This window comes from Nocardia carnea (genome assembly GCF_029868325.1).
Taxonomy (GTDB): domain Bacteria; phylum Actinomycetota; class Actinomycetes; order Mycobacteriales; family Mycobacteriaceae; genus Nocardia; species Nocardia carnea_C.
On record NZ_JARWNW010000312.1, the window covers coordinates 1 to 19,259 of the forward strand.

Here is a 19,259-nt window from a genome sequence, read left to right on the forward strand (position 1 = left end):
CCGGGCGTCCCCCCGGCGCCGCCGGCGCCGGCGCGGGAGCCGCTGTCGCGGCGGATGCTGATCTCTCGGATGGCGGCGGGCGCGACGGTTCTGGCGGCGGGTGCCGTGGTGGCAACCGGCACCTACGGGGTGCTCGACGGGCCGATGGTGCGGCGGGTCACCGTACCGCTGGCCAAACTTCCCGCACAGGCGCACGGCCTGCGGATCGCGCTGGTCAGCGATCTGCATCTGGGTCCGGCGCTCGCCCGTGGCTTCTGCGAGCGGGTTGTCCGTACGGTGAACGACACCCGCCCCGACCTCATCGCCCTGGTGGGCGACCTGACGGACGGCAGCGTCGCCGATCTGCGCGCCGAAACCGAACCGCTGGCCGGATTCAGCGCCCGGTTCGGCACCTACTTCGTCCCGGGTAACCACGAGTACTACTCCGATGCCGACGCCTGGCTGGAACGGGTCCGGGAACTCGGGATGCGGGTCCTGCTCAACGAGCGGGTGAGCCTGCCCGATTTCGACCTCGCCGGCGTCGACGACCCCGCGGGCAGCACCGTCGGCCGCGGCCCCGATTTCGCGGCGGCGCTGGACGGGCGGGACAGCGAACGCGCCTGCGTCCTGCTCGCCCACCAGCCGGTGGTGGTGCACGATTCGGTGCGGTACGGCGTGGATCTGCAACTGTCCGGCCATACCCACGGCGGGCAGTTGTGGCCGGGTAACCTGATCGCGCGATTGGCCAACCCGACCGTGGCGGGGCTGGAGCTGTACGGTGCGACGGCGCTGTACGTCACCCGCGGCGCGGGAGCCTGGGGACCACCGGTCCGGGTCGCGGCACCGTCGGATATCACCGTGCTGGAGCTGGCGTCGCTGCAGGGAGTCTGAGCGCGTCGCGGAGGGGCGGATACCCGGGTCAGAGCCGGGTGAGCAGCGTACGCAGGCGTTCGATGCGTGGGCGCTGGACCGGGGCGAATTCCGGCGGATGGTGGATCTCGATACTGAGCCGGTCGTCGTAGGTGGTGACGATGCTGGTTCCGCCGCCGGGTTGCGGGGGCCGGCGGCCGGTGGGGTCGGGTTTGGCGATCATGGTGGTGCGGAAATCGTCGATCCGGACCGCGTGCCCGGACAGCCCGGGTAATCGGCCCCAGTTCGTGGTCATCACCGTGTCGAGCGGATTCGCCGACGGTGCCGCCAGGGTGTCGGGTAGCTGTAGCGGCGTCTGCTGGACGTAACCGGTGGCGAGACCCTCCCGTAATGCGCCGAAGACCCCGTGCGCGAGCGAGGTGAGCGTCTGCGGCCCGCCGGGCGCGGGGCGGTACGTCGCGAAACCCAGCACATTGGTGCCCTCGGCCGGCCCGATCGCCGGCCGGACCCGGCGCCGCAGATCCACCGAATACGAACACTGCAGGCCGGTCACCGGCAGCCGGCGGGCCTCGGCTTCGGTGAGCATTAGCGCCGCGGCCACCAGGCTGTGCACGGTCAGCCCGGTGCGGTGCCCGTAGGACACCAGCGCGCCGGTGTGCTCCCGGCTCAGCCGGCACCGAGTGGTGACCAGGGGCGGATAGTCGTGGTCGTTCGCGGCGAGCGCGTCCGCCGGCGGGAGCGGCGGTTCGCTACGGGGTGGCCCCGCCCGGCCGGGGACGGGGCGGCGGACGATCCCGCGGGACGCGAGCAGATCTTCGACCGGCTGCGGTTGCCGGACCGGCGGGAGGACCGGGGCCCGGCCGGTGGCGGCGGTGGAATAGCACTGCCACAGTCGTTCGTAGAGGTACAGCGCATGTGTTGCGTCGGCGATACTGTGGTGCACGAGCAGGGTGACGCTCGCGCCGGTCGCCGACCGCACCACGTGGACCGAGCCGAGTGCGCGCCGCTGGTCGGGCTCGGCCCCGGTGAGCAGGAGTTCCGGATCGCCGTCCGCCACGGTGAGCACGATCTCGGGCGGGCCGGAGGTGACCAGCGTATGCCCGAACGGTTCACTGGGCACCAGCTGCGCACCGAGCATGGGGTGGGCGGTGACCAGCGCCTCGTACGCGGCGGCCAGGGCGGAGGTGTCCACTCGGCCGGATACGCGCGCGCAGTATCCGACGAAAACCTCGCTGAACGCGAAGATCTGCTCACTGGGAGCCAGCGGTCGGATGACGGTAGCCGCGGTCATGGTGGTGCCTCTGTCCGGATGTTGGTGAGAGATTAACCCAAAAGGGCTTCCTTGCCTCATATTTCGGTCCGGACGAGACGGATGCTACACAGTGGCTGCGGCGAGGCTGGTACGTTGCTTAGGTATACCTAATTAGTGAGGAGGCCGGATGGCCAGGAAACGCACAACCATGACCGTGGCCCGGACCGAGCAGCTCAGCGCACATCTGGTCCGCGTATATCTGGGCGATCCCGGGTTCGACGATTTCACCGCGAACGAATTCACCGACGCCTATGTGAAGCTGCTGTTCGACCGGCCCGACGGCGAGGTGATGCGCACCTACACCGTCCGCTCGGTGGATACCGCGGCGCGTGAGATCGCCATCGATTTCGTGGTGCACGGGGACGAGGGGATCGCCGGACCGTGGGCGGCGACCGTCCGGCCCGGCGAGCAGATCACCTTCTTCGGACCGTCGGGGGCCTACGCGCCGCGTGCGGATGCCGATTGGCATCTGCTGGCCGGTGACGAGGCCGCGTTGCCCGCGATCTCCGCCGCGGTGGAAGCCCTGCCCGAGGACGCCCCCGCGAAGGTTTTCGTCGAGGTCGCCGACGCGTCCGACGAGATCGCGCTACCGTCCAAGGCGCTGGTCGATATCACCTGGGTGCATCGGGGCGGGGCGGCCCACGAGGTCGGCGACGACCGGGCCGGGGATAATTCCCCGCTGATCGCCGCGGTCCGCGGCGCACCGTGGCTGCCGGGGCAGGCGCAGGTGTTCATCCACGGTGAGGCGCAGGCAGTGATGCACAATCTGCGCCCCTATATCCGCCGGGTACGCGGGGTCTCCGCCGAGTTCGCCTCGATCTCCGGATATTGGCGGCGCGGCCGCACCGAGGAGGGCTTCCGGGTCTGGAAGAAGGAACTCGCCGAGACCGAGACCGCCGGATAACCCGGATCGCGGTCAGCCGGCCGGGCAGTCGGCGCCGCCGGGAATCGGCAGGCAGATCCCGGCCGTGGCCGAGAGCAGCAGCCCCGCGCCGGCAACCAGGGCGCCGAGGGCGATGGCGAGGAATACCGCCACCCATAGCAGGCCCGGTAGCCGGGTCAGCCGGGCCAGCTGGTCGGCATCGGTGGTGCCGTCGCGCATCCGGGAGCGGGTGCGCTGCAATTCCAGTACCGGACGGCTGCCGGCGAGCAGCAGCAGCCAGGTCGCGAGGTAGGCGAAACCGGCTTGCAGCGCATCGGAACCGAACCAGGACACCGCGAAAACCAATGCTCCCGTGGTCAGGACGGATACGACGCCGTACACGTTGCGGATCATCACCAGCATCACGGCCAGGGCGGCGATCGCGATCCACAGCATCAAGGTGATCCGCCCGGCACCGAGCAGGGCGGCGAAACCCAGCCCGACCAGCGGTGGCGCCGGATAACCGGCGAGCGCGGTCAGGATCATGCCGAACCCGTAGGGTTTTCCGCTGGAGACGGTGAGCCCGGAGGTATCGGAATGCAGCGTGATCGCATTGAGCCGCCGGCCGCTCAGCAGCGCGACCAATGCGTGCCCGCCCTCGTGCGCAATGGTGACGACATTGCGGGTCACCCGCCACAGCGGTCCGTAGCCGACGAGAATCAGGGCCGCCACCGCGGTCGCCAGTACCAGCCAGGACGGCGGGGCCGCCTGGGTCGTCGTGAGTCGCTCCGCGATGGAACTGCTGCGGTCTATCAGATCACCGGTATCCACCGCCGCACCATAACCGGGGAGGGCGCCGCGGCGCGCGGCGCCGGGAGTGCGGCCACCGCGGCCGGCGCGGGGGTGGGCGTTACCACGATCCCCGGATATCTGTTGATGGGACGTTTCACTATCTTTGGCCGACCGAGTTCCGAGGTGGACCGAAGTCGGGGCGTTGGGTCGTACCCGGAACCATGAATAACTATACGTTTGTCCATATCGGTAGTCGGTCGCCGGCGGAGGGAGCACGGATGTGCACGAGTGGACAGTACGACCCCGAACCGGAGGACTCCGCCGAAGTTTTCGACGTACCGGAACTCACCGAGCTGCTGCGGATCTGGTCCGTGCGTAGCGCGGGCGGCACGAACGCGCCGCGGCCAGTGGCGGATTTCGGGACGGCGTTCCGGGTGGGATTGGGCCTGGCGCTGGCGCTGCTCGACGATTCCGATCCCTCGGGCCGGCAGGTGCTGGCCCGGCTCGAGGTGGCGGCCGCACGCTGGGCCCGCGAGGAGGTTCCGCTCGAGGTGATTCAGCATGCCTTGCACGAAGGGGTCAAAAGCGGACTGGGACTGCGTGGTTCGCGGCTACCGTGCCGTTCGGACCCGGCCTCCGGCGGTGTCGACGGATCGTTCGTGGTGGATGTGCTCGATACGCTGACCGCCGCGGTATCGCGGGCCTATGTGGCGCAGGTGCGCAACGGTCAGGCCCCGGCCTGATGCGCTCACCTCGCCCGGTAGCTGCGCGCGACGAGCGCGGAGCGCAGATACCACAGGCCCGACGGCTGGGTCGGGTCGAAACCGGTCAGCTGCGCCACACGCTTGAGCCGGTAATCGATGGTGTTGGTGTGAATATGCATGAGCCGGGCCGTGCGCTGGCGATTGAGGTTGTTGGAGATATGGCGCTGCAGCGTCTCCAGCAACTCCGGATGATCGTCGAGCGGCTCGAGCAGCGAACCCAGATACTCCCGGCCCGGGCCGGGGCGGGTGAGCTGATATTCCAGGGCCATATCGTCGAACCGGTAGAGCCCGGGAACACATTCGAGCCGCTGCACCATATCCAGCAGCTCATGGGCCTGGTCGGCGGCCGCGGGAATATCCGCGGTGGGCGTTTCCACCATGGCGGCACTGACCGGCACCTGCGCCGCCCGCGACAGCTGCGGAATCAATTCGTCGAGCTGCTCTGCGCCGAGGGTTTCGGCCGGCAGCAGTACGGTGCCGCCATCCACACTCAGCAGCGACAACGCCGCGTCGGCGCATCGGGTAGCCAGTTCCGCCTGCACCCGGCGCAGTTTGCGACGGGCCACCACTTTACCGTCGAGCGCGGGAACGGATTCGTCGGGGTGGGCCGGAATCGCCACGGCCAGCACGATATACGCGGGGGCGATCTCGATACCGCATTCGCGGGCCATGGTCGAGGTGCTGTGCCCGCCCAGCAGTGCCGAGGTGAGCGTATGCACCGCCGTATGGTGTTCGTTGACCACCGAGCGCAGTTCCCGCACATAGGCCATCGAAATGCAGACCGTCATCTTGTCGAGCATTTCGACGACGAGTTTGGCGCCGTCGACGAGCGCGGAATAGTCGGTCACCGTCGCCTGCGATACCACCAGGTCCAGGCCGAGCCGGAACCCTTCGTGGACGGCGTGGTGGATGGTGTCGATCGGCACCCCCTCCCGTGCCCAGCCGGCGGCGGCGTTCTCGAGTCTTCGGGTCTTCTCCGGGATGTCCTGGCCGTCGAGCATGCTCACGGCCAGTTCCAGACAGGTACGGGTGATGGTGGTGACATCGCCGTAGATGGCGTCGCCCGGCAGGGTCCCGCACGGCACCACGTTCTCCACGAAATGGCCCACCATCCGGCGGGACAGTTTGCGGACATCCTGTAGCGGGGCGGACATGGGCTGTCCGGATAGCGTCAGCTGGGTTCTGGTCGTGTCGACGGTCATGCTGACTCCTTCTACCCCCGGGTGCTGAGACTGCGGCTACACAGTAACGAGCGCATGTCGAACCGGGTACCGCTTTGCGAACTGGACTGGACGACCGTAAAGGGGCACGCCGATCGCATTGTGACTGCTCACAGTGGTGCACGCTATGGTCGAAACCCGCTGATCAGGCCGGTAGGGCGGGCGCAAGGACACTTACCACCCGCTCCGCCCGGCCGCAGACTTCCGCGCCGGTTCCGGGGCCGGCACTGTCCAGCCGGACCCGGATCAGTCCGCCGCTCTCGGTCGGCAGGGCAACGGTGCAGGTCGCCGCGGAATCGGCGGTCCGCGGCTGTACTCGCTGCCCGGTCCGGCCCGCCACGGTGAGCTCCGTGCGGGTGGCGTCGGCGCCGCCCACGCCCTCCGGAGACCCGGCGGTGGTGAACAGCACCCGGACCACGGCCTCGCCGCTGCTCCACCCGCAACCCGCCCAGCCCGGCTCAGCGGCGACATCCCGGCGCTGCGATCCGGCCGGGAACCCGGCCTCGGCGAGGAGGCCGGCCGGCAGGTCGCACGGGTCCCACACCGCGGCCGGATCCGTGACCTCCGCGGTACCGCACGAGCCGGCGCCGAGTACGGCGGCAGTGAGAACGCACCACAGCATCCGAGGGCGAAAGAGGCTGCCCGGGGCAGCGGTCGAGTTCGTCATTCCGCGGATGCTAGCCGCGGGTTTCATTGCGGCACAGGACCTCTGTGTGCCCTCACAGGGGCCGGCGGGTGGCTGTTGCGTATCGGCACAAGCCGGTGGGGGCCGGTGCCGTGGGGGAACCGCTCTCCCACTATGTGGAAATTTGGACGCTCGACCGGCCGGCCCGGGAATAGCGTGACCGCACGGCCGTGTTGGCCGATCTGTTAGCCGAGGAAAGGGGTGCGCCGGTGGTGGCGGATACCGCAAAGGCCGGCGTAGGGCTTCGTTCCGACCGGGGCGCGATACTGGGCTCGCTGATGCTGGCCACCGGCCTGATCGCACTCGATTCGACGATTATCGCGACCGCGGTCCTCTCCATCACCGCAAGCCTCGGCGGTTTCGCCCAGTTCCCCTGGCTGTTCTCCATCTACCTGCTGGCCCAGGCGGTCACCGTCCCCATCTACGGCAAGGTCGCGGACGTGGTGGGCCGCAAACCGGTGATCCTGTTCGGTATCGCGGTATTCGCCCTCGGTTCGCTGCTCTGTGGCCTCGCCGGGAACATGATGTGGCTCATCGTGTTCCGCGGTATTCAGGGTATCGGCGCGGGCGCCATCCAGCCGATGACCATGACCATCGCCGGAGATATCTACACCCTGGCCGAACGCGCGAAGGCACAGGGATATATCGCCGGGGTCTGGGCCCTGTCCTCGGTGGCCGGACCGCTGCTGGGCGGCGTTTTCGCCGACTACCTCGGCTGGCGGTGGATCTTCCTGATCAATCTGCCGCTGTCGGCCTGGGCGGCTTGGATGCTGTCCCGCCATTTCACCGAGTCCGTACCGCGGCAGCGGACTCGTCTCGACTATCCCGGCGCGGTACTGCTGACCTCCGGGGCGGGAGCGGTAATCCTCGGTCTGCTGGAAGGCGGCCGCTCGTGGGCGTGGGATTCACCGGCCGGTATCGGGATCTTCGCCGGCGGCGCGGCCGCGCTGGTGGCGTTCGTTCTCGTGGAACGCCGGGCGGCGAACCCCATCCTGCCGCTGTGGCTGTTCACCCGGCGCGTGGTGGTGGCCAGCTCGGCGATCTCACTACTGGTCGGGGCGCTGCTGCTCGGCCTCACCTCCTACGTCCCGACCTTCACGCAGGGCGTACTCGGCGCGAGTGCGCTCGTCGGCGGTTTGACCGTGGGCGCGCTCACCCTCGGATGGCCCATCTCGGCATCCCAATCCGGCCGGGTGTACCTGCGGATCGGTTTCCGGCTCACCGCCGTCCTCGGCGGTGTACTCGCCACGATCGGTGCCGCCGCGACACTGTTCATCGACGCCGGATCGTCGATCGGCCAGATCGCGGCCACCTGTTTCCTGATCGGCCTCGGGATGGGCCTGGTGGCCAGCCCCACCCTGATCGCCGCCCAGACCGCCACCTCCTGGAACGAACGCGGCGTGGTGACCTCGGCAAACATGTTCGCCAGATCCATCGGCAGCGCGGTGGGGGTGGCCGTGTTCGGCGCGCTGGTCAACTCACGGATCGGGGATGCGGCCGTCCCCTCACCCGAGGCCCTGGCCGACGGAGTACACCTGGTTTTCGTGGCGGTGCTGGTGATGACGGTGGCCATCGTGGGTGCCGGCGCGCTCATGCCGGGCCGCTCCGGTTCCGGCCGGTAACGGCCCGGCGGCGCGGCGGCTAGGCCTCGCGGCCGAGAACCTCCACCCGTTCGCCGGCCTCGAACTCGATCACCTGGTGGACCCGGGATTCGCCGACCGGGCCGAGATCGGCGAGTATCACCTCACCGCGGCGGGTCAGCGATTCGACGATGGCGTCCACCGGGTTCCCGTCCGCCCCCGCGATGCGCAGCCGATCGCCGACCTCCAGGGCGTCCGCGCGGACACCGCTGGGAGCCGCCTGCGGGTTGTACACCCCGCAGTAGGTCCGGCCGGCGGTATCGCCGACGCCGCGATGGGCGATGGTCCACCACACCGGCGCGGAACTCTCACCGGCGGCCCGGCGGTGCCGGTACAGCACCCGGTCGCGACCGTCCTCGGCGGCGGCCCGGCTCTCGTGCACCGACACATGCCGCCGAATCGGCGCGCTGCGATGTTGTACGGTGCCCGCCGCACCGTCGACAACCAGGACCCAGCCACCGGACAGATCCTGGTCGCGGGCGGCGTTCACCCGTTTGGCCAGCGCCTGTCCCGGGGTGGCGCCGAGCCGGTCGGCCACCTCGGCCAGGCTCTCGGCCAGGCCCAGCGCGCGCAGGAATCCGGCCACCTCGATCTCCGCGGTGCCGAGCCGCTGTGCGAGTACCGGCATCGGCGTACGCTCGCGCCACGCCTGCCGGGTGAGATGCTCGTGTTCGGTGAGCCACAGCGCGGACGGGCCGTGGCGGTGGTTGTCGACCACTGTCGCCCACCAATCCCATTCCGGTTCGGCGGCCAGCCGATCCCGGATCCAGCCGGCGCGTTCGGCGGCGCGGACCCGTTCCTGCGGGGGGATGAAATTGCGCAGCGCGGCCCGCACGGCCGACGGGGTGCGGCCGAGATCGTCGGCTATCCCGGTCAGGTCCTTACCGGCTCGAAGTTCCGACACGATGGTCCGATACTCCGATTCACGCCACGAGGTGCCGTGCTGACGCGGCGGCAGCAGTCGTTGTTGTCCGAATTCACTCATCACAGAACCCCCGGTTCCGATGCGCCGGAGGCTATCCGCCGTGTTCGGTCGGCCGATCACGACTCACCCTCCGACTGTGTCCTACCTGCATGATTTTACTGCGGGGGTCCGACAGAAACGGCTCCGCGAAGCGTCGGTCGCCTCGCGGCGTCGGGGTTCATATCGGTTCGGCGGCAACAGAATAGGCGTCACCGGGCCCGGTCGTGTGTTGTCCCACCGGGAGTACACGGCCGGGTCCCGGTGTCACGCAGTGGGATCGCCGGGCGTGCCCTCAGATGTCCAGGATGTGGGGAAGTCCCGCTCGGAACCGGTCGGCATCGAGCTTCTTGGCCGCCTCGAACGCCGGCAGCTCGACCAACGGAAACACGGGGGCATGCGGTGCGGGATCATCGGCGGCGTCGATGATGGCATTGGCGGCGTTACGGCCGGATTCGTTGGCGCTCTCCATGGTTGCCAGGTCGATATGACTGCGCACATGGTCGCCGCCGAAGAACAGGTTCGGAATGGCGCAATGCGCGTACGGCCGGTGATCGTAGGAGCCGACGGTATTGACCAGCAAGGGGGTCTCGTTATGTGTGGTGCCGCCGGACCAGCTGATCCCCGGGTCCAGATGCCAGGAATGAATATCCTCGTCGCGCAACCAGCCCGTCCCGGTGTTCAGCCATACTTTCAACTGGGCCCAGACTTCGGCCGCGATCTCCGTGGCGGTGCACTGTTTGGCAGTCCGCTGGTACAGGATCCCCGGGGTATCCCAATCGGAGATATCCACCGAGAAGCATTCCTGCACCGAACCGTCGCCGTACCGGCCGGCGAAATCGCCGACCCACATCGGTGCCTGGCGCAGCGCGGTAAGCGCCCACGGTGAGCCCAGGGCGGCGATATGACCCTCCGGGATCTCGGTGGGGCGGCGCAGATAGAACTGGATCCCGACCATCCAATCGGTGAGCAGCTCCCGCATCCCGGCCAGGTGCGGATCGGCGTCCAGGATCCGGTCGTTCAGCAGCGGCACTGTTTTCTCCACCGGCATGGCGCAGAGGTAGTGATCCGCGACCACGGAGGTCGCCGTACCGTGTGCGTCGGTGACGGTGACCGAGTCGATCCGGCCGCCGGCACAGGACAGCCGGCTCGCTCGCTGCCCCATGACGAAGCGCACGCCGCGCGACCGCAGATAGGCCACCCACGGGTCGATCCACGCCGCGTTCGTGGGGCGGTTCAGGATTCGGTCCACACCGCCGGAGAACTGCGGGATCAGTCCGGTCCCGGCGAGTACCAGCGCCTCACCGATGGTGCCGATGGTGCGTGCCGAACTCAGATGCGGTTTGGCGGCCACCGTGATGCGGGTGAGCGCGTTGACCAGATAAGCCCGGTAGGCCGCGGATTTACCGTCGGCCTGCATGATCTGCTCCCAGGTCAGGTACTCCCATTGCCCGAACCGCCGTTCGGTACTCGAGGTGAACCACATGAGCATCTGCTTGCCGAAGAAGGCGAGTTCATGGGGCGGCAATTCCGGGATGAAACCGAATGCGCTGACGATACTGTTCTGCAGGTTCTGCGGCGTGAGCTGGTCGAGTCCGGCGATCTCCACGGGCGCGACGATCGGTGGCCGGTCGCGGAATCCGGCCACGGTGCCCGCGACGCGGATCAGGTTGTCCAGGACACCGTTCGGATTGCCGGGGAACGGGATCCGGCGCATGGTGTCGGGAATGTTCTGGTAGCAGCCCGGGAAGAACCGGAACCCGTGCTCACCGGGCAGATCGGCGCGTCCGCCGGTACCGGTGCCGGGAACGCCCATACTGCGGGCCTTTCCGCCCAGATAGGACGGTTCGTAGACGGTCACCCGGAAACCGCGCTCGGCGAGTTCGTGGGCGGCCGACAAACCGGCCATACCGCCGCCGAAGATCGCGACCTCTTTACCGCCGGTGCGTAGACCGGGGGTTCGGTGCCGGGCCGGGGCAGCGATGGCGGTCGCCTGCCCGGCGGCGAGTATCGCGGCGCCCGCGAGTGCTCCGCGTAGCGCGGTGCGGCGGTCGATCGATGCTGACTTCTTCGGCAGCTGATCCGGCATGGTGCTCTCCTGGTCAAACGGTTGATGTTCCGGTGACGGGTGGGGCGCCGCGCAGCGTGGTGCGCGACGTACGGAATTCGCGGGCGGTGGCGGCGATCTCCTGCGCGATATCGCGGACTACGGGTCCGGGGTCGCGGCGGTGCCGCCACAGGGCGCCGGCCGTGAGCCGGGCCATCCGGGCCGGTGTGTAGAGCTCGGCGGGACGCCTGGTGCGGGAGAAGATTCCGGTGGTGACGGCCGCCAGATCCGGATCGGTGGTCGCGGCGCGATACAGCTCGACCTCGAGCGGGCTCATGGCCGTACCGCGGGCGAGCCGGTTGGTCCAGTGGTAGATCTCGCGGCATTCGCGGACGCGGCGCTGTTCCCACGCGGCGACCGTGTGGTCCAGCCGCCCGGGATCGTCGAGCACCGGGGCCACCGCCTCGGCCAGGAGGCGGCCGTAGTGCAGGGCGTCGCGAATACCCTGAGCGGTCACCGGATCCTTGAAATGCCCGGAGTCGCCGGGTAACGCCCAGCCGGGCCCGCTCGACCGCCGGAAATAGGAAACGATCCCCGTGGCCGAGCGCACCCGTCCGACCCGTTCGCAGCCCCGGAGACGTTCGCGCAGCGGTGGGAGCCGGTCCAAGGCGGCGGCGTAGCGCCGTTCGGCATCGCCGGGACGGAGGCGGCCGGTGGCGGCGGGTGGCTGGACCAGACAGAGCAGCAGACCGTCGTCGCAGGGGAAGGCCGTGCCGAGATCGGCGCCCACCCGCCATTGCGCGGCGGTCGAGCGCCATTCGGTGGAGTTGTCGCGCCAGTACGCGAAATAGCAGTCGCGACCGCTGGGTTCGGCCTCGTACGGCACTTCTGCACCCGCCAGCCGCGCGACGGTACTGCGCCGGCCGTCCGCCCCGACCACCAGAGCGGCACGGAGTTCGACGGTCCGACCCTCGGGGCCGGCGTAGCGGACGCCGGTACACCGTGCACCGTCCCAGACCAGCTCGGTCACCCGGCAGTGCTGCCGTACCTCGGCCCCCGCACCGGCGGCCGTGCGGACGAGGGCGTGATCGAGGCCGGTGCGGCGGACACACAGCGTGTAGCCGATACCGTCCACCTCGGGAAACGGTGTCGCGATCCTATGTCCCGAGCCCGCCGCGAAAGCGTGGGTGAGTGCGGGAGCGCCGAGTTCGGCGACGGCGTCGAGCGCGCCCAGCCGGGACAGTTCGGCGACCCCCGCCGGCCACAACAGATGGGTCGACAGGGTATCCGACGGAAAACGGGCGCTGTCCAGGACGATGACCCGGCGTCCGGCCCGGGCCAGCGTGGCCGCGGTGGCAGAACCTGCGCAGCGAGCACCCACGACCACGACATCGGCTTGTTCGACCGTGGCGGGGGAGTCAGTCATACGAACCGCCTCGGTCATCGAGTCTCGGACACTATGTCCGATTGATGGTGCGGTGTGGTGGCGAGGTTGTCAACCATTCGGGCCGCACTGTCCCGCACAGTTTTCCGCAGAGGCACCGGGAGCCGGTGACGGTGATCCGAGCCGCTCCGGGGACCACGGCACGCCCCGGCCGGCGGGCACAATGGGCCGCATGGACCTTGCGAGCGGATACCCACACGAGTGGTCGAACGATACGGCGGTCCCCGGATGCCCTCGCTGACCCGCGCCCGGCGACCGGCCCGGAAACCGGACGACGATCGCCGCGCCGAATACGAGCAGCGGGTCCTGCGCGCGGTCGAGGATCTGCTCGCCGACGGCACTCCGTACACCGAGATCGCGGTGCAGAAGATCGCCGCGACCGCCGAAGTGGCACGCTCCACCTTCTACCGCTACTTCCCGGACAAGAGCCGATTGCTCATCCGGATGGCGGAATTGGCGACCAGCGATCTGTTCGCCGCCGCCGAACGCTGGTGGAGTGCCGAACACACCGATCGGGAAGCGGGCGTACGGGATGCGATGAGCGCCATGATCGCGGGCTTTCGCCGGCACCGGTACCTGCTCCTGGCCTTGAGCGAACTCGCCGCCTACGACCGCGACGTCGGCGCCTACTGGCGCGGCCGGGTCGCCGGTTTCGTCGACCTGGTACGCCGTCGCCTCGAGGCCGACCGCGCCGCGGGCCGGGTCGCGCCCGAATTGGATCCGGCCGCGACGGCGCTGGTGCTGGCGGCCATGGTGGAACGGTCCATCAGCACGGCGTTCGCGGTACGCACCGGCATTTCCGACGCGGAACTGGCACGGGCACTGGGCCGCTCGATCTGGCTGGTGGTCTACGGTGACGCCCCGGCCGGCCCGGCTTGACGTAGCGGGCCCGTCACTGCGCGGGTTCGACCAGCCGGCGTGCGGCCAGGACGACGGCGGCGCGCTGCTCGGCGACCCGGCGGGCCGGTTCTCGGCCGCTGTGCACCGCGGTACTGCGGGCCAGTTCGGTGAGCATGCGCAACAGGGTCGGCGCCGCGATATCGGTGGTGACCGACCCCGCGCGCTGCCCGCGCCTGATCTCGGCCAGTTTGGGTTCGACCGTGCGGCGCAGGACCTGTGCGATCCGCTCGTCGGCCGGTTCCAGATCCGCCCATGCCTGTAATCGCGCGTTCTCCGGGTGGGTGCGGAAATGGTCGAACAACCGTCCCACGTAGCCCGGGAGATCGTCGGCGCGCAGGGCGGTTTCGGCGGTGGTCTGCGCGGTCCACTGTTCGGTGACCGCGGCGTACAGTTCCGATTTACCCGGGAAGTAGGCGTACAGACGATCCTTGCTGGCCTGCGCGGCCGCGGCGATCCGGTTGATCCGGGCACCGGCGGTGCCGTATTCGGCGAATTCCGCCTTGGCGGCCGCGAGGATCCGCTCCCGGGTTGCCTGGCCTGCCGCACGCATACGAGGAATCGTAGCTTGCCGAACCATCTGGTTCGGAACTAAGGTCGTTGCCGAACCAGATGGTTCGCCGAACCGGTCGAGGGGACAGCTATGAGTGCGGACACGCCACGGTGGCAGCAGTTGCGGGAGCAGGCCGAAGGGGTCTCGGTCGCCGAACTCGACGATCTCTGGGCGCGGCTGCGGCCCGCGCGCGCCGAGGATATTCTCGGCGAATGGCGCGGTGACGCTTTCCAGACCGGCCATCCGCTGTGCCGGACACTGCCCAAGAGCCGCTGGTACGGCAAAACCTTCCATGCGCTCGACGACGCGAAACCGCTGATCTGCCGGGCCGAGGACGGCACACTGTTCTCCAATGTGGAACTCGGTGGCGGCGAGGCCACCCTGTGGAATATCGAATTCCGCGGCGAAGTCACCGCCACCATGGTCTACGACGGCCGCGCCGTTTTCGACCATTTCAAATGGCTCGACGACACCACCCTGATGGGCATCATGAACGGCCGCCCGGAACTCGTCCTGGCCGGTGGCGAATACTTCTACTTCCTGCTGGAACGGGTGTAGCGATGCGGACCACGGCGCTCCTGTCCCGGGACCCGGCCGCATCGTTCACCGCGGAAACGGTCGATCTCGATGGTCCCCGTGACGACGAGATCCTGGTGCGCATTCTCGCGTCGGGTATCTGCCATACCGACCTGGTCAACCGGGTGCTGGGTAAATCCGACCGGCCGGTGCTGCTGGGCCACGAGGGCGCCGGAATCGTGACCGCGGTCGGTGCGTCGGTGACCTCGGTGGCGCCCGGCGACCATGTGGTGCTCACCTTCCGGCACTGCGGGGCCTGCCCGAACTGCGCGGCCGGCCGGCCCGCCTACTGCCGGCACTCCACCGCCCTCAACCATTTCGGGCGCCGCGCCGATAAATCGCCGCGCGTCACCGTCGACGGTGCCCCGGTACGGGACGGCTTCTTCGGGCAATCCAGCTTCGCGGGGTACGCATTGGCCACCGCGGACAACACCGTCGTCGTCGATCCGGCGGCCGACCCGGCCGTCGTGGCCTCTTTCGGTTGCGGATTCCAGACCGGTGCGGGGGCGGTACTCAACGCCCTGCGACCGGAATCCGGGGCCTGGCTGGCGATCTACGGTGGGGGAGCGGTCGGTTCGGCTGCACTGCTCGCCGCCCGCACCGTCCCCGGTGTGCGGACCGTCGTGGTGGAAACCTCCGCGGCGCGGCGCGATCTGGCCACCGAACTGGGTGCCGATATCGTCCTGGATCCGGCCGGTGCTGCTACCGCGGACGTGGTCCGGGAGGTCACCGGCGGCGGCGCCACCCACGCCCTGGACACCACCGGGATTCCCGCCGTGCTGGCCGATGCGTTCGCGGCCCTCACCACCGGGGCGACGGTGGTCGCGGTGGGTCTCGGTGCCGGAGTGCCGCCGATCGATGTGCGCGATATGGTGCTGCAGGGCAAAACGATCCGCGGTTGTCTCGAAGGCGATGCGGACCCGGCCACCTTCATCCCGCATCTGCTCGACCTGTACGGCAAGGGAGAGCTGCCGGTGGACCGGCTGGTGACCCGCTTCCCGCACACCGAGATCGAGGCGGCGCTGGCCGCACAGCATGCGGGCTCGGTGATCAAACCGGTACTCACCTGGTGAGACGGTAGACGGTTCCCGGTCTCCGGACCACGACAGCCGGCGGACGAATTCCGTTCGCGTAACGGTCATCCGGTGGTCGTCTCGGTGCGAGATCCTGCATGCGGTCGGCCACCGGACGACCCCGCCCACCTCTCGACCGGCTCCGGGCGCCGGGAAAGGCCGGCCGCCGTGCCCGATATGCCGATCCGCGACTACATCGCCGAATTCCTGCGTACCCACTGCGATCTGGAACTCGACACCATCGCGCCCCAGGCGTCCCCGGCCGACCTGGGCCTGGATTCGCTCACGGTGTTGTCGATCATCGTGCTGGTCGAGAAGAACTACGGGATCGCACTGGCCGACCGGCAGGTGGCCTCCGCGCGGACCTTCGCCGAACTGATGGAGCTGTTCGGGGTGTCCGTGGCGCCTGTGACCCCGCTGTCGTGAAACCGCAACGCTTCGGTGACCAGGTGCGGCCCCCGGGCCGAATCGGATGCCGATCGGCTGCTGTTCCGAAGTGCTCCCCGCGTGTCGCATCGGCGACACGCCGCGATTTACGGCGCTGACCAGAAGAAATCGGCGAGTCTCTCCCCACGGAGGCCGCGATTGCGCTTCAATAACCGATCGGGTTCGGCTTTACGGAAACGGCATTCGTCCGCCACCGGATACACCGGCATCCGAGAGGGGCACGACCAGAATGAGCATGATCCTCACCGCACTGCACGACGGCCTTCCCGCGCTGCACGACAGCTATACGACACTGGCCCAAGTCGGCAATCCCACACCCGAAGCGCCGCCACTGTCGGACAAGATCACCCAGATGACCCGGTATCTGACCTGGTTCGTCCTGCTCTCCGGCGTCACCGCGATCATGTTCGGCGGCGGTAAGTTCGCCTGGGAGAAATGGAACGGCGGCGCGCTCACGGCCCCGAAACAGATCGCCGGCGCCATGATGGGCGGCGCGGTCGCCACCAGTGCGGGAACGATCATGAACGCCATCATGGGCGGCTGACGCACCCTCCGCAGGCTTGCGGGTACGCGGCGATATCGCGGGACCCGGACCGTCCGGCCCGTTCCGGCCGGGCGCCGGGCGGGTTGCTAGATTCGGGGTCGTGCACTCCGGCATCGCGGGAACACTCGTCCGGTGGTTGCTGCCGGCCTTCCTGGCAGTGGCCCTGCTGGGCATGCATCATCTCCCCGCCGCCGGCGAGCCCGCTGCCGCTCCCGCGCAGCACGAGCTGCTTCGGTCCGTCGAGCCGAAAGCCGTTCCATCGGCGCCGGCCGGTACCCGGCCCGGCCCGGCGCACTGCTGTACGGCGGCGCCGGTGCTCGCGCCGGAGCCCGCGCACGACAGTCCCGGCGATCACGGGGCGGGTCACGATCTGCTGCATCTGTGCCTGGCCGTCCTGACCGCGTTGGCCGGAATCGCCCTGGCATTGTTCGTCGTCGCCCGCGGCGTGACCGGGTATACCCCCGCCGCGGTGGTCCCGGCCGTTCCGCTCGTCTGGGCGCGACCCCCGCCACCGCTGGCTCGACGTTTGGCTTCTCTGGGTGTGTTGCGGCTGTGACGGACGCCCGCCGGACCCGGTGATCCGGGTCGCGGCGCTGTTGCGTCAGTCACGACAACCGACACTCAGGGAGAACCCAACTCATGAACAGAAAGCTGACCGCCTCCGCAATCGCCCTCCTCGCCTCCGCCGCGGTACTCACCGCCTGCGGTGACGACGGCGGCGAATCCGGCACACCGGCGACGACCGGTGCGATGACGACATCGGCGGCCGCGAGCCCGTCCGGTACCGCGCCGGCGGAAGGCGAGCACAACGAGGCCGATATCCGTTTCGCGCAGGAGATGATCCCGCACCATCGGCAAGCCGTGGAGATGGCGGCGCTGGTTCCTACGCATTCGACCGACCCCCGAGTGATCGACCTGGCCGCCCGCATCCAGCAGGCGCAGGATCCCGAGATCACCGCGATGACGGGGTGGCTGGAGGCGTGGGGCGCCCCGGTACCCGAGGGCACCGGCCATTCCGGCGGCCATCACGACGGTATGCCGGGCATGATGACCGATGAGCAGATGGCCGAACTCGAGGCGGCGCAGGGCGCCGAATTCGACCGGATGTGGCTGGAAATGATGATCGACCACCACGAAGGTGCGGTCCAGATGGCGCAGACCGAGCTGGCCGAGGGCAGTGACCCGCAGGCCAAGACCATGGCCCAGCAGATCATCGACGCCCAGCAGGCCGAAATCGGGGAGATGCAGGCGATCCTGGAAGGCTGACCGGGTGAGGTGGCCCGGCCGTGTTCCGCGCGGCCGGGTCACCTTCCCGTCTTCCCGGGGCCGTCGCAGGTCCCTCGGCGGTGCCGAATCGCCGGCCGGCCCTGCTGTCCGCTGCGGACCGCCGCTCGGATCCGGGCGGGGCAGCTCGAGGCCGGTTGGTGTCGTCCTCGGGAACGGCCGGCCGGTGGTATCGATATGTGGCGGGCTGGGGACGGTGTTCGTGGTCTCCGGGCCGCACGGGCGCTGTGTCCCGGTCAGCCGGCTGACGGCTTGTCTCCGAGGGCGGCGAGGGCAGCCAGGGGTGCGGTGAGCGCGGTCGTGTCGACCGGGGAATCGCTGGACAGGGCATGCAGCAGCACGCCGTCGAGATATATCGCGGTCGCCCGGGCCGCGGTGGGGCCGATATGCGGGGCGAGGATATCGACAAGTCCGTCGAACCAGACCTGGGCCAGCGGGCGTAGTTCGGGATGGCGGGTCGCGGCGAGATAGAGCTCGTTCACGGTGAGTATCTGCTCGGGGTGGTCGAGACAACCCGCGGTGAGCGCGGACAGGGTTGCGGGGAGGTCGGCGCCACCGGCCAGTTGCTCGGCCCACGCAGCCAGGGCGTCGCGGGTGGCCACGGCGGTTTCGGCCAGCGCTGCCTCGGTGAGATCGGCCAGGTCGGCGAAGTAGTAGGTTGTCGAGCCGACCGGCACTCCGGCTTCGGCCGCCACCAGGCGATGGGTGATTCCCGCGATTCCGTGGCGGGGGATCAGTGCGCGGGTGGCGTCGAGTATGCGGCGGCGCCGATGCGGATCCCGGGGTGTCAATGCGCGCCCGCCAGGTTGAGGGTGACCACGCCCGCGACCACCAGCGCCACCCCGGCGATTTTGGCAGGGCCGAGCGATTCGCCCAGGAACAATGCGCCGACGATGACGATCAAGGTCGTGCCCAGGCCCGACCACACCGCATAGGCGAAACCGACCTGCATTCCGCGCGCGATGGCCTGGGCCAGGAGAACGAAGGCGACGGTGTACGCGGCCAGCGACGCCACGGTCGGCCAGAGCCTGGTGAATCCCTCGGTGGCCTTGAGCAGGCTGGTTCCCACGATTTCGGCGACGATCGCCAGCCCGAGCATTACCAGCGCCATGACCGGTCCCTCCATATGTGTACGTTTGTCCATGGACAAACGTACATCGATGCATCGGCTCCCCGGGCCGCGAACCAGTACAGAGGCGGCACTCCGGGGCGAGATCGGTCGGGTGCGCCGGACGTCCGGGGTGCCTCCACCTGTCCGTGTGTGGACCGCGCCGAGCCTCGGGGGCGCCGGTCGCTTGCCTGGGCCGAT

The 19,259-nt window shown here is 69.2% G+C and carries 21 protein-coding genes; 11 read left to right on the top strand and 10 right to left on the bottom strand.

Features of this window, described 5'->3' with window-relative positions; translation table 11 throughout:
* A partial coding sequence (locus tag QH196_RS30620) for a metallophosphoesterase (RefSeq protein ID WP_280419334.1) occupies positions 1 to 870 on the top strand: 870 nt, incomplete at its 5' end.
* 28 nt (positions 871 to 898) lie between these two features.
* Here QH196_RS30620 and QH196_RS30625 read toward each other — a convergent pair.
* On the bottom strand, positions 899 to 2,140 hold the full coding sequence (locus tag QH196_RS30625) for a phthiocerol/phthiodiolone dimycocerosyl transferase family protein (protein ID WP_280419335.1): 1,242 nt from the start codon (positions 2,138 to 2,140) through the stop codon (positions 899 to 901).
* 148 nt (positions 2,141 to 2,288) lie between these two features.
* Here QH196_RS30625 and QH196_RS30630 point away from each other — a divergent pair, with 148 nt between their 5' ends.
* Complete coding sequence (locus QH196_RS30630; protein WP_280419336.1) at positions 2,289 to 3,065, top strand: siderophore-interacting protein; 777 nt, start codon at positions 2,289 to 2,291, stop codon at positions 3,063 to 3,065.
* Between the two features lie 12 nt (positions 3,066 to 3,077).
* On the opposite strand, the gene QH196_RS30635 is transcribed toward QH196_RS30630, so the two are convergent.
* Entirely contained in the window at positions 3,078 to 3,854 is a 777-nt protein-coding gene (locus QH196_RS30635) for a M50 family metallopeptidase (protein ID WP_280419337.1), read from the bottom strand.
* Between the two features lie 239 nt (positions 3,855 to 4,093).
* Between QH196_RS30635 and QH196_RS30640 the strand changes: the two genes are divergently transcribed.
* Complete coding sequence (locus QH196_RS30640) at positions 4,094 to 4,558, top strand: hypothetical protein (RefSeq protein WP_280419338.1); 465 nt, start codon at positions 4,094 to 4,096, stop codon at positions 4,556 to 4,558.
* A 5-nt stretch (positions 4,559 to 4,563) separates the two neighbouring features.
* Here the strand turns inward: QH196_RS30640 and QH196_RS30645 are convergent, their stop codons facing one another.
* Together QH196_RS30645 and QH196_RS30650 are read right to left on the bottom strand one after the other, a co-directional pair.
* On the bottom strand, positions 4,564 to 5,781 hold the full coding sequence (locus QH196_RS30645; RefSeq protein WP_280419339.1) for a PucR family transcriptional regulator: 1,218 nt from the start codon (positions 5,779 to 5,781) through the stop codon (positions 4,564 to 4,566).
* A 163-nt stretch (positions 5,782 to 5,944) separates the two neighbouring features.
* Positions 5,945 to 6,466 (bottom strand): DUF3558 family protein, encoded by a 522-nt coding sequence (locus QH196_RS30650; RefSeq protein WP_280419340.1) that lies wholly within the window; start codon positions 6,464 to 6,466, stop codon positions 5,945 to 5,947.
* A 227-nt stretch (positions 6,467 to 6,693) separates the two neighbouring features.
* Here QH196_RS30650 and QH196_RS30655 point away from each other — a divergent pair, with 227 nt between their 5' ends.
* Entirely contained in the window at positions 6,694 to 8,106 is a 1,413-nt protein-coding gene (locus QH196_RS30655; protein ID WP_280419341.1) for an MDR family MFS transporter, read from the top strand.
* Positions 8,107 to 8,125: 19 nt separating this feature from the next.
* Here the strand turns inward: QH196_RS30655 and QH196_RS30660 are convergent, their stop codons facing one another.
* The 3 genes from QH196_RS30660 to QH196_RS30670 form a co-directional block, all read right to left on the bottom strand.
* Entirely contained in the window at positions 8,126 to 9,109 is a 984-nt protein-coding gene (locus QH196_RS30660) for a hypothetical protein (protein WP_280419342.1), read from the bottom strand.
* 271 nt (positions 9,110 to 9,380) lie between these two features.
* Entirely contained in the window at positions 9,381 to 11,174 is a 1,794-nt protein-coding gene (locus QH196_RS30665) for a hydroxysqualene dehydroxylase (RefSeq protein WP_280419343.1), read from the bottom strand.
* Positions 11,175 to 11,187: 13 nt separating this feature from the next.
* The gene (locus QH196_RS30670; RefSeq protein ID WP_280419344.1) at positions 11,188 to 12,558 is read right to left on the bottom strand and encodes an NAD(P)/FAD-dependent oxidoreductase; all 1,371 of its coding nucleotides are present in this window, start codon (positions 12,556 to 12,558) and stop codon (positions 11,188 to 11,190) included.
* Positions 12,559 to 12,804: 246 nt separating this feature from the next.
* On the opposite strand from QH196_RS30670, the gene QH196_RS30675 reads away from it, so the two are divergent.
* Positions 12,805 to 13,455, top strand: a complete 651-nt coding sequence (locus QH196_RS30675) for a TetR/AcrR family transcriptional regulator (RefSeq protein ID WP_280419345.1) — start codon at positions 12,805 to 12,807, stop codon at positions 13,453 to 13,455.
* A gap of 13 nt (positions 13,456 to 13,468) precedes the next feature.
* Here the strand turns inward: QH196_RS30675 and QH196_RS30680 are convergent, their stop codons facing one another.
* Positions 13,469 to 14,026, bottom strand: a complete 558-nt coding sequence (locus QH196_RS30680; protein WP_280419346.1) for a TetR/AcrR family transcriptional regulator — start codon at positions 14,024 to 14,026, stop codon at positions 13,469 to 13,471.
* A 90-nt stretch (positions 14,027 to 14,116) separates the two neighbouring features.
* Here QH196_RS30680 and QH196_RS30685 point away from each other — a divergent pair, with 90 nt between their 5' ends.
* The 6 genes from QH196_RS30685 to QH196_RS30710 all read left to right on the top strand — a co-directional run bounded on the left by QH196_RS30685 (position 14,117) and on the right by QH196_RS30710 (position 17,932).
* Positions 14,117 to 14,584 carry a DUF4334 domain-containing protein gene (locus tag QH196_RS30685; protein WP_280419347.1) on the top strand — a complete coding sequence of 156 codons (468 nt, stop codon included), beginning with the start codon at positions 14,117 to 14,119 and terminating at the stop codon, positions 14,582 to 14,584.
* Between the two features lie 2 nt (positions 14,585 to 14,586).
* Positions 14,587 to 15,675: an NAD(P)-dependent alcohol dehydrogenase gene (locus tag QH196_RS30690; RefSeq protein WP_280419348.1), complete on the top strand. Its 1,089-nt coding sequence runs from the start codon at positions 14,587 to 14,589 to the stop codon at positions 15,673 to 15,675.
* Positions 15,676 to 15,852: 177 nt separating this feature from the next.
* Entirely contained in the window at positions 15,853 to 16,101 is a 249-nt protein-coding gene (locus QH196_RS30695; protein WP_280419385.1) for an acyl carrier protein, read from the top strand.
* A gap of 250 nt (positions 16,102 to 16,351) precedes the next feature.
* Entirely contained in the window at positions 16,352 to 16,666 is a 315-nt protein-coding gene (locus QH196_RS30700) for a hypothetical protein (protein WP_062979654.1), read from the top strand.
* A gap of 100 nt (positions 16,667 to 16,766) precedes the next feature.
* Positions 16,767 to 17,222 carry a hypothetical protein gene (locus tag QH196_RS30705; RefSeq protein ID WP_280419349.1) on the top strand — a complete coding sequence of 152 codons (456 nt, stop codon included), beginning with the start codon at positions 16,767 to 16,769 and terminating at the stop codon, positions 17,220 to 17,222.
* Positions 17,223 to 17,305: 83 nt separating this feature from the next.
* Positions 17,306 to 17,932: a DUF305 domain-containing protein gene (locus tag QH196_RS30710; protein ID WP_280419350.1), complete on the top strand. Its 627-nt coding sequence runs from the start codon at positions 17,306 to 17,308 to the stop codon at positions 17,930 to 17,932.
* A gap of 254 nt (positions 17,933 to 18,186) precedes the next feature.
* On the opposite strand, the gene QH196_RS30715 is transcribed toward QH196_RS30710, so the two are convergent.
* Positions 18,187 to 18,741, bottom strand: a complete 555-nt coding sequence (locus QH196_RS30715; protein WP_280419351.1) for a TetR/AcrR family transcriptional regulator — start codon at positions 18,739 to 18,741, stop codon at positions 18,187 to 18,189.
* On the bottom strand, positions 18,738 to 19,061 hold the full coding sequence (locus QH196_RS30720; protein ID WP_195054032.1) for a DMT family transporter: 324 nt from the start codon (positions 19,059 to 19,061) through the stop codon (positions 18,738 to 18,740). Before QH196_RS30720 ends, QH196_RS30715 begins: the two co-directional genes overlap by 4 nt.
* Positions 19,062 to 19,259: the final 198 nt, after the last annotated feature.

What these genes read in the sequence shown, in the direction of transcription:
- QH196_RS30625 (WP_280419335.1), bottom strand. Translation starts at nt 2,140, where the DNA reads ATGACCGCGGCTACCGTCATCCGACCGCTGGCTCCCAGTGAGCAGATC.
- QH196_RS30630 (WP_280419336.1), top strand. Translation starts at nt 2,289, where the DNA reads ATGGCCAGGAAACGCACAACCATGACCGTGGCCCGGACCGAGCAGCTC.
- QH196_RS30640 (WP_280419338.1), top strand. Translation starts at nt 4,094, where the DNA reads ATGTGCACGAGTGGACAGTACGACCCCGAACCGGAGGACTCCGCCGAA.
- QH196_RS30645 (WP_280419339.1), bottom strand. Translation starts at nt 5,781, where the DNA reads ATGACCGTCGACACGACCAGAACCCAGCTGACGCTATCCGGACAGCCC.
- QH196_RS30650 (WP_280419340.1), bottom strand. Translation starts at nt 6,466, where the DNA reads ATGACGAACTCGACCGCTGCCCCGGGCAGCCTCTTTCGCCCTCGGATG.
- QH196_RS30660 (WP_280419342.1), bottom strand. Translation starts at nt 9,109, where the DNA reads ATGAGTGAATTCGGACAACAACGACTGCTGCCGCCGCGTCAGCACGGC.
- QH196_RS30665 (WP_280419343.1), bottom strand. Translation starts at nt 11,174, where the DNA reads ATGCCGGATCAGCTGCCGAAGAAGTCAGCATCGATCGACCGCCGCACC.
- QH196_RS30670 (WP_280419344.1), bottom strand. Translation starts at nt 12,558, where the DNA reads ATGACTGACTCCCCCGCCACGGTCGAACAAGCCGATGTCGTGGTCGTG.
- QH196_RS30675 (WP_280419345.1), top strand. Translation starts at nt 12,805, where the DNA reads ATGCCCTCGCTGACCCGCGCCCGGCGACCGGCCCGGAAACCGGACGAC.
- QH196_RS30680 (WP_280419346.1), bottom strand. Translation starts at nt 14,026, where the DNA reads ATGCGTGCGGCAGGCCAGGCAACCCGGGAGCGGATCCTCGCGGCCGCC.
- QH196_RS30685 (WP_280419347.1), top strand. Translation starts at nt 14,117, where the DNA reads ATGAGTGCGGACACGCCACGGTGGCAGCAGTTGCGGGAGCAGGCCGAA.
- QH196_RS30690 (WP_280419348.1), top strand. Translation starts at nt 14,587, where the DNA reads ATGCGGACCACGGCGCTCCTGTCCCGGGACCCGGCCGCATCGTTCACC.
- QH196_RS30695 (WP_280419385.1), top strand. Translation starts at nt 15,853, where the DNA reads ATGCCGATCCGCGACTACATCGCCGAATTCCTGCGTACCCACTGCGAT.
- QH196_RS30700 (WP_062979654.1), top strand. Translation starts at nt 16,352, where the DNA reads ATGAGCATGATCCTCACCGCACTGCACGACGGCCTTCCCGCGCTGCAC.
- QH196_RS30710 (WP_280419350.1), top strand. Translation starts at nt 17,306, where the DNA reads ATGAACAGAAAGCTGACCGCCTCCGCAATCGCCCTCCTCGCCTCCGCC.
- QH196_RS30720 (WP_195054032.1), bottom strand. Translation starts at nt 19,061, where the DNA reads ATGGCGCTGGTAATGCTCGGGCTGGCGATCGTCGCCGAAATCGTGGGA.